A 6,968-nucleotide genomic window follows, 5' to 3' on the forward strand; every position below is an offset into this window, starting at 1 on the left:
ACGTGCTCGACAAAACCGCCACGCCGACGTCCCCCTCGCCGACCATGATCCGCCCCGCGAGCGCCGTGCCGCGCCACCTGCGGCGCTATCTGTGCCTCGACGATTTCGAGCCGGCGGCGCGGCGGATCATGCCGAAATTCCTCTACGGCTACGTCGCGGGCGGCGCAGAGCATGACGCGGCGGTGCGCGACAACCGCAAGGCGCTCGACGAATACGGCTTCGTGCCGCGCGTGCTGAACGACGTCTCGGGGCGCAACCAGACCACGATGCTGTTCGGCAGGAGCTATGCCTCCCCGTTCGGCATTCCGCCGATGGGCTCGTCCGCGCTGTGCGCCTATCGCGGCGACATCGTCTACGCGCGCGCCGCAGCCGCGCTCAACGTGCCGATGATCCTGAGCGCGGCGTCGCTGATCAGGCTGGAAGACGTCATCAAGGAAAATCCGCACGCCTGGTACCAGGCCTATCTTGCGGGCGTGCCGGAGCGGATCGAGCCGATGGTCGATCGCGTTGCGGCCGCAGGTTTCGACACCTTCGTCGTCACCGCCGACGTGCCGGTGCCGCCGAACCGCGAGAACAACATCCGCAATGGCTTCCAGACCCCGATGAAGATCACGCCGCGCGTTGCGTGGGACGTCGCGACCCATCCGCGCTGGCTGTTCAACGTCTTCGCGCGCACCTATCTCAACCACGGCATGCCGCGCTTCGAGAACATGGACGCTTCGGCAGGACCGCCGGTGCTGTCGAAGAACCTGATGCGCAATATCGGCGCGCGCGACCAGCTGGCCTGGAAGCATGTCGAGCTGATCCGCAAGCGCTGGAAGGGCAGACTGGTAGTCAAGGGCCTGATCGCGCCCGAGGATGCGCGGATCGCGCGCGAGAGCGGCGTCGATGGCGTCCTCATCTCCAACCACGGCGGCCGCCAGCTCGACTACACTCTTGCCGGCCTGCGCACGCTGCCGGAGATTGCGGCGCAAGCGAAGGGCATGACCGTGATGGTCGACGGCGGCATCCGCCGCGGCACCGACGTAATCAAGGCCCTGGCGCTGGGCGCGCATTTCGTGTTCGTCGGCCGGCCGCTCCTCTATGCGGCCGTGGCCGGCGGCCAGCCGGCCGTCGAGCGCGCCATCACGCTGCTGCGCGACGAAATCGACCGCGACCTGGCGCTGATGGGCATCCGCTCGCTCGGCGAGATCACGCCGGAGATGGTGCGGAAGTTCTGAAAGGTTCTTGTAGGGCGGATTAGCGCTGCGTAATCCGCCATCCGCGCGGCGGATTACGCCTTCGGCTAATCTAATCCGCCCTACGCATTCCGTTCGTTTTGGAAGCCGCCCATTGCCTTTGGCACATTGCGCCTTCGGCAAAACTTCCCTACCTTTTGCAAGGTCAGGCGCAACGAAACCTTGCGCCTAACCAGCCGTAGGTATCACCGATCGTTTGTTCATATTCGATTTTGGCTCCGGCAGCCGCGCACCACGATCCGCACAACGGCGGACGCCGGAGCAGTTCAGTTTCGCTGAGGTAGGGGATGGCTCTCGCAGATCTTCGATCCGCCAAGCCTGTCGCGCGGGGCCGTAGCCTGCTGACGGCGATTCTGGAGCGGCCGCTGCGCTTTGCCGGACAGGCCCTGCTGCTGCTCGCCGTCTGGCTGGCCATTTTCGAAGCCGGCCTGCGCGCACAGCAGCACTTCGGACCGCTCTACGACCTCGAACTCGCCAACGTCGACTTGAGCTGGGAGTCGAACGTCCTGAACCACGTGCCTGCCACGAACAAGCAGCAATTATGCATCTACGGCGACACGACCGGATTCACCTACGAGAGGTCTTTCGATGCGAACGGCGTGCGGGTCATCGACGATTCCGAGCTGCTGAGCGGCTGCCAGCGTTCGGTATCCGTGCTGTTCCTTGGCGATTCCTTCATGGAGGGCTTTGACGAAAGGAACACACTGCCCTGGCACGTCGCGAACTATTTCAAGAAGGAACGAGGAGTTTGCCTGAAGACCCACAATGCGGGCTATACCTCCTACTCCCCGTCCATCTTCGTGCCGCAGGCGAAGAAGCTGCTGCCCGTGGTGCGTCCGGAATACATTGTCCTGGATGTGGATGAAACCGACTTGTATGACGACTTCGTGCGGTATCGCAGGCTGATCGTCCGCGACGAAACGGGCAACAATGTCGGCGTCAAGGTTTCACCCGTCGGCCACGAATGCAGCGCCGGCTTGATGCAGGTGCGCCGGCACGCGCTCTATTTGACGCGGTTCGTTTCCAAGCTCTGGCTGACTTCCGTGCACATGCCGGCGGTGATCAGGGAAAATCAGGGCGGCGCCTTCGGCCTGTTCGACTATTCCAGGGACCAGAGCGCCGACGTCGGGGGCAAATACGCCGATGCCCGCGCCGTGTTCCGCCGGAATCTGCAGGAGCTGGCCGGCGTGCTGAAGGATCACACCCGGGACGGGACGAAGGTGCTGTGCGTCTTCCATCCGCACCTTCAGCATCTGAAGCCGGATGCCGGTGGGCGCGTGTGGAACGACCTCGTCAGCTCCACGGTACGGGAAGCATGCTCCGCCAACGGCTTCTTCTTCTTCGATGCCACCGCGACGTTGAAGCAGCGGTTCGGACCGCACTCCGAAGAATTCTACTGGGGCAACGGCGACATGCACTTCAACTTCGAGGGACTGCAAGCCTATTCGGCCGCGGTCGCCGAGTTCATGGCCACGAAGATGATCAACCCGCACGACTGACCCCGTCGCTTGGAGTCAGTCCACATGTCGTCAGTCCACATGCCGTCCCGGCGAAGGGCCGGGACGACATCGAGTGTGTGGCTCGATCAACCCACCTTGAACTTGCTGTACGCTTCCTTCGTACAGATGATGACATGCGCCTCGCAGCCGTTGCGGCGATGCGGATCGCAGCGCGTCTCGTAGTCGGCCGAGGTCATCATGTCGATGAAGGCGGCGACGCTGGGGTAATAGACCAGCGCGAGGTAGTCCCAGCGGTTGCCTTCCGGCTCGCCCAGCGCCACCGCCTTGGCATCGCCGGTCCACAGCAGCGTGCCGCCGCGGGCCTTGATCATGGGCACGGTGAGCGCGCTGTAGCGCAAATAGGCGTCCCAGCCGGAGCCGTCGCCGTCGAGCGAGCGCTCGCGGAAGCGCATCAGATTGACCATGACGACCGGCCCGTCGGGATCGATTTCCTTCAGCCCCCTGACGTTCAAGAGATCGACGGCCATCCGTGCCCTCCCCGGCTTTGCTGCCGCATTCCAGCCATGCTGCGCGCATCCCGGCCGGTTGATCCAGGTCAACAGCCGCAGCGGCAGGTGGAAATATAAGTATTCATCCGCCAACGGGGCAATCCGGGAGCACGCATTGCATCTCGCCAGCAGCCAACGCACGAACCCGTGCCGGGTCAGCGCATGAAGATCCGCGCCAGCCTTCCCGATCAGGGACGTGACCTGCGCCTCGACCTGTTTCGCGGGCTGGCGAACTGGCTGATCTTCTTCGGCCATATTCCGCACAGCCTGCTCGCCTGGCTGACGATCCGCAACTACGGCTTCTCCGACGGCGCCGATTTGTTCGTGTTCATCTCCGGCTACACGGCAACGCTCGTCTATGCGCGGATGATGCTCGAACGCGGCTTCATCGTCGGCGCCACGCGGCTGTGGAAGCGGGTGTGGCAGATCTACGTGGCGCAACTGCTGCTGTTCCTGTTCTACACCGCATCGATCCACTATGCCGCGCAAGGCTTCGACATTCCATCGCTGATGCACCAGTTCAACGTCGCCGGCCTGATGGATCAGCCCGTGGAGATATTGACCCAGGCCATCGTGCTGAGATTCAAGCCGGTCAACCTCGACGTGCTGCCGCTCTATATCGTGCTGATGGCGTCGTTTCCGTTCGTGCTCTGGCTGATGCTGCGTCAGCCCGATGCCGTCATGCTCGCCTCCTTCGTGCTCTACATCGCGGCGCGCCACTATCACTGGGATCTCACCTCCTATCCGACCGGCGTCTGGTACTTCGATCCCTTCACCTGGCAGTTCCTGTTCATGCTCGGTGCCTGGCTCGTGCTCGGCGGCGCCAGAAGGCTCGAGGCGATCGCGCATGCGCGCTGGGCCTTGTGGCTGTGCATCGCCTTCCTGGTCTTTGCGTTTGCCATGACCCTGTCGGGGCCCGTCCCCGCGCTCCGGGCGCTGTTCCCGGACGCGCTCCGCGCGGCGTTCATCCCCAACGACAAGACCTATCTCGCGCCCTACCGGGTGGCGCACCTCGCCGCGCTCATCGTGCTGGTGGTCCACTTCATGCCCAAGGAGTGGCGCGGACTGGAGTGGTCGGGCTTTGCGCCGCTGATCAAGTGCGGGCAGCACTCGCTCGAGGTGTTCTGCGTCGGCGTGTATCTGTCCTTCGTGGCGCATTTCATCCTGATCACCTTCTCCGACAGCGTGCCGATGCAGCTTGCCGTCGGCGCCGGCGGTCTTGCGATCATGGTCGCGGTCGCCTGGTATCGCGCGTGGTCGAAGGATGTCGACCGGCCCGTGCCCCGGCTTGCCCCCGCGCCCGCTGCGGTCAAAGCCCTCATCCCGCCTCCGCCGTGGCGGCCGATCAGCGAACGGCGCAGGCGCCGTCACGAGTTCGCAGAGCGGCTCAAGTTGCAGCGCGCGGCCGCCGAAGGCAGCGCCGTCAGGCGCCCGCGCGAGTGACGGCTCACCCGGCATTGCCCAGACCAAATCCCGACATTGTAGCCCTGCACGCGAGGGCCTTGCCGTGCGGCGAAAATCCGGCCCTACTCGGCGGCGAGACGATGACCGATCCAGCGCCCACGCCGGCTGCCAATCCCGCAAGCTGGCTCAACAACCAGCCCTATCTGCTGCTCGGCCTGACCTCGCTGTTCTGGGCCGGCAACATCGTGCTGGCGCGCCATGTCGGCAGTCATGTGCCGCCGCTCACGCTGACCACGATCCGCTGGTTCGGCGTGTTCCTCATCCTGCTCCCCTTCGCTCTTCCGCACCTGAAGCGCGACTGGCCGGCATTGCGCGCGCGGCTGCCGCTGATGCTGCTGCTGTCGGCCACCGGCTTTGCCTACAACAACGCCATCTCCTACTGGGCCATGCAGTACACCCAGGCGCTGAATGCATTGCTGATCCAGTCCGCCGGGCCGCTGTTCGTCGCGCTATGGTCGCTGACCCTGTTCGGCGTGCGGTTGACGGGCGCGCAGGCCGCAGGCATCGCGATCTCGCTGGCCGGCGTGCTCACCATCGTCCTGCGCGGCGATCTTTCGGCGCTGGCAAGCATCTCGTTCAACAGGGGCGACGTCATGTTCGCGAGCTCGCTGGTGTCGTTCGGGCTGTACTCGGCACTGATCCCGCGCCGGCCGCGGACACATCAATTGTCGTTCATTTCCTTCACCACCTGCTGCGGCGCCATGATGCTGATCCCGTTCTCGCTGTGGGAGTTCTCATCCGGCGCAACCTTGCAGCCCGATGCGCTGACGCTGGCGACGCTGGCCTACGTCCTCGTCTTCCCCTCCACGCTCGCCTACCTCTTCTACAACCGCGGCGTGGCGCTGATCGGACCGAACCGGGCGGCGCCGTTCTTCCATCTGGTGCCGGTATTCGGCTCGGCGATGGCGATCCTGCTGCTCGGCGAGCGGCTGCAGGCGTTTCACCTGATCGGCTATGCACTGGTGCTGGCGGGCGTCGTGATCGCCTCGCGGCGGGCATCGGCGCAGGGCTGACACGGCGCGGCGCTGCCGGGCTTCCGCTTTACGGCCGGACCGGCTAGCTTGCCGGCCAACCTGCCCAAGAAACGCTCCGGGAGACGCCTGAAGATGATCCAATCAATCAAGAATATTTCGTGCGGCGCAATTGCTGCGGCGCTGATACTGCTGTCGGCTGCCGCCTCTGCGCAGGCTCCCTTTCCGAACCGCAACATCACGCTGGTGGTGCCGTTCGCCGCCGGCAGCGGCACCGACACAACGACACGCATCATCGCCAGGGAGCTCGGCACCGCGCTCGGCGTCGGCACCGTGATCGAGAACAAGGCGGGCGCCAGCGGTTCGCTCGCGGCGAGTTTCGTCGCGCGCTCCGCGCCCGACGGCTACACGCTGATGGTGAGCACGAACACCCCGCATTCGGCCAATCCATACCTGCTCAAGGTCATGAGCTACGACCCGATCAAGGATTTCACGCCGATCGCGCGCACCGGCGACCTGCCATTCATGCTGGTGATCAACCCTGAAGTGCCGGCCAAGTCGGTCGCCGAGCTGATCGCACTCGCCAAGAAGGATCCGGGCAAATATTCCTACGCCTCGGGCAGCTCGGCGGCGATCGTCTCCGGCGCGACGTTTGCGCGCCTTGCCGGCATCGATCTCCTGCACGTGCCCTACAAGAGCTCGCCGCCGGCGCTGACCGACCTGATGGCCGGCCGCACCACGATGATGTTCATCGACGTGCTGACGGGCCTTCCGCACGTCAAGGCCGGCGCCTTGAAGGCGCTCGCGGTGACCACCAAGCAGAAGTCGGCGCTGTTGCCGGAACTGCCGACCATGGACGAGACGGTGAAGGGCTTCGACATCACCTCCTGGCAGGGCTATTTCGGCCCGGCCAACATGCCGAAGGACGTCGTGACGAGGCTCAATGCGGAGATCCGCAAGATCGTCGAGCGGCCGGAAATCAAGGCGCAGCTCGCCGAGCGCGGCATGGAGGCCTTCTCCGGCACGCCGGAGCAGTTCGATGCGTTCTTGAAGGATCAGCTCAAGGTGTGGGAGAAGCTGATCGCGGACGCCGGGATCGAGAAGCAGTAGGACGCGCACCGTCATTGCGAGGAACGAAGAATCGTAGGGTGGGCAAAGCGGAAGAGGCTGGGCAAGTATTCGGAAGGCCTGTCAACTCGTAGAAAGTTCATTCTCTGCACTGCTTGCGCAATGACGGCAACAGAATATTTTCGGCGCTATGGCGTCGGACTGCGAATGGATTTCTAC

Annotated in this window: 6 protein-coding genes; 5 read left to right on the plus strand and 1 reads right to left on the minus strand. The window is 64.5% G+C overall.

The features are described 5' to 3' along the window. The first annotated feature begins 2 nt into the window (after window positions 1-2). Both ACT4OC_RS17100 and ACT4OC_RS17105 read left to right on the plus strand, forming a co-directional pair. Window positions 3-1,220 carry an alpha-hydroxy acid oxidase gene (locus tag ACT4OC_RS17100; RefSeq protein WP_444840191.1) on the plus strand — a complete coding sequence of 406 codons (1,218 nt, stop codon included), beginning with the start codon at window positions 3-5 and terminating at the stop codon, window positions 1,218-1,220. A gap of 305 nt (window positions 1,221-1,525) precedes the next feature. After that, the gene (locus ACT4OC_RS17105; protein ID WP_444840192.1) at window positions 1,526-2,737 is read left to right on the plus strand and encodes a hypothetical protein; all 1,212 of its coding nucleotides are present in this window, start codon (window positions 1,526-1,528) and stop codon (window positions 2,735-2,737) included. 86 nt (window positions 2,738-2,823) lie between these two features. Here ACT4OC_RS17105 and ACT4OC_RS17110 read toward each other — a convergent pair whose 3' ends face one another. After that, complete coding sequence (locus ACT4OC_RS17110) at window positions 2,824-3,225, minus strand: DUF1330 domain-containing protein (protein ID WP_444840193.1); 402 nt, start codon at window positions 3,223-3,225, stop codon at window positions 2,824-2,826. 183 nt (window positions 3,226-3,408) lie between these two features. Here ACT4OC_RS17110 and ACT4OC_RS17115 point away from each other — a divergent pair, with 183 nt between their 5' ends. The 3 genes from ACT4OC_RS17115 to ACT4OC_RS17125 all read left to right on the plus strand — a co-directional run bounded on the left by ACT4OC_RS17115 (window position 3,409) and on the right by ACT4OC_RS17125 (window position 6,791). Beyond that, window positions 3,409-4,689 (plus strand): OpgC domain-containing protein, encoded by a 1,281-nt coding sequence (locus ACT4OC_RS17115; protein WP_444840194.1) that lies wholly within the window; start codon window positions 3,409-3,411, stop codon window positions 4,687-4,689. Window positions 4,690-4,790: 101 nt separating this feature from the next. After that, window positions 4,791-5,723: a DMT family transporter gene (locus ACT4OC_RS17120; protein ID WP_444840195.1), complete on the plus strand. Its 933-nt coding sequence runs from the start codon at window positions 4,791-4,793 to the stop codon at window positions 5,721-5,723. Window positions 5,724-5,816: 93 nt separating this feature from the next. Then, a complete protein-coding gene (locus ACT4OC_RS17125; RefSeq protein ID WP_444840196.1) occupies window positions 5,817-6,791 on the plus strand; it encodes a Bug family tripartite tricarboxylate transporter substrate binding protein in 975 nt (324 codons plus the stop codon). Window positions 6,792-6,968: the final 177 nt, after the last annotated feature.

Source organism: Bradyrhizobium sp. (genome assembly GCF_052389815.1).
Lineage (GTDB): Bacteria > Pseudomonadota > Alphaproteobacteria > Rhizobiales > Xanthobacteraceae > Bradyrhizobium.

Bases quoted from the DNA above. Each gene is read 5' to 3' on its own strand.
- ACT4OC_RS17110 (WP_444840193.1), bottom strand. From the start codon at position 3,225: ATGGCCGTCGATCTCTTGAACGTCAGGGGGCTGAAGGAAATCGATCCC.
- ACT4OC_RS17120 (WP_444840195.1), top strand. From the start codon at position 4,791: ATGACCGATCCAGCGCCCACGCCGGCTGCCAATCCCGCAAGCTGGCTC.
- ACT4OC_RS17105 (WP_444840192.1), top strand. From the start codon at position 1,526: ATGGCTCTCGCAGATCTTCGATCCGCCAAGCCTGTCGCGCGGGGCCGT.
- ACT4OC_RS17115 (WP_444840194.1), top strand. From the start codon at position 3,409: ATGAAGATCCGCGCCAGCCTTCCCGATCAGGGACGTGACCTGCGCCTC.
- ACT4OC_RS17125 (WP_444840196.1), top strand. From the start codon at position 5,817: ATGATCCAATCAATCAAGAATATTTCGTGCGGCGCAATTGCTGCGGCG.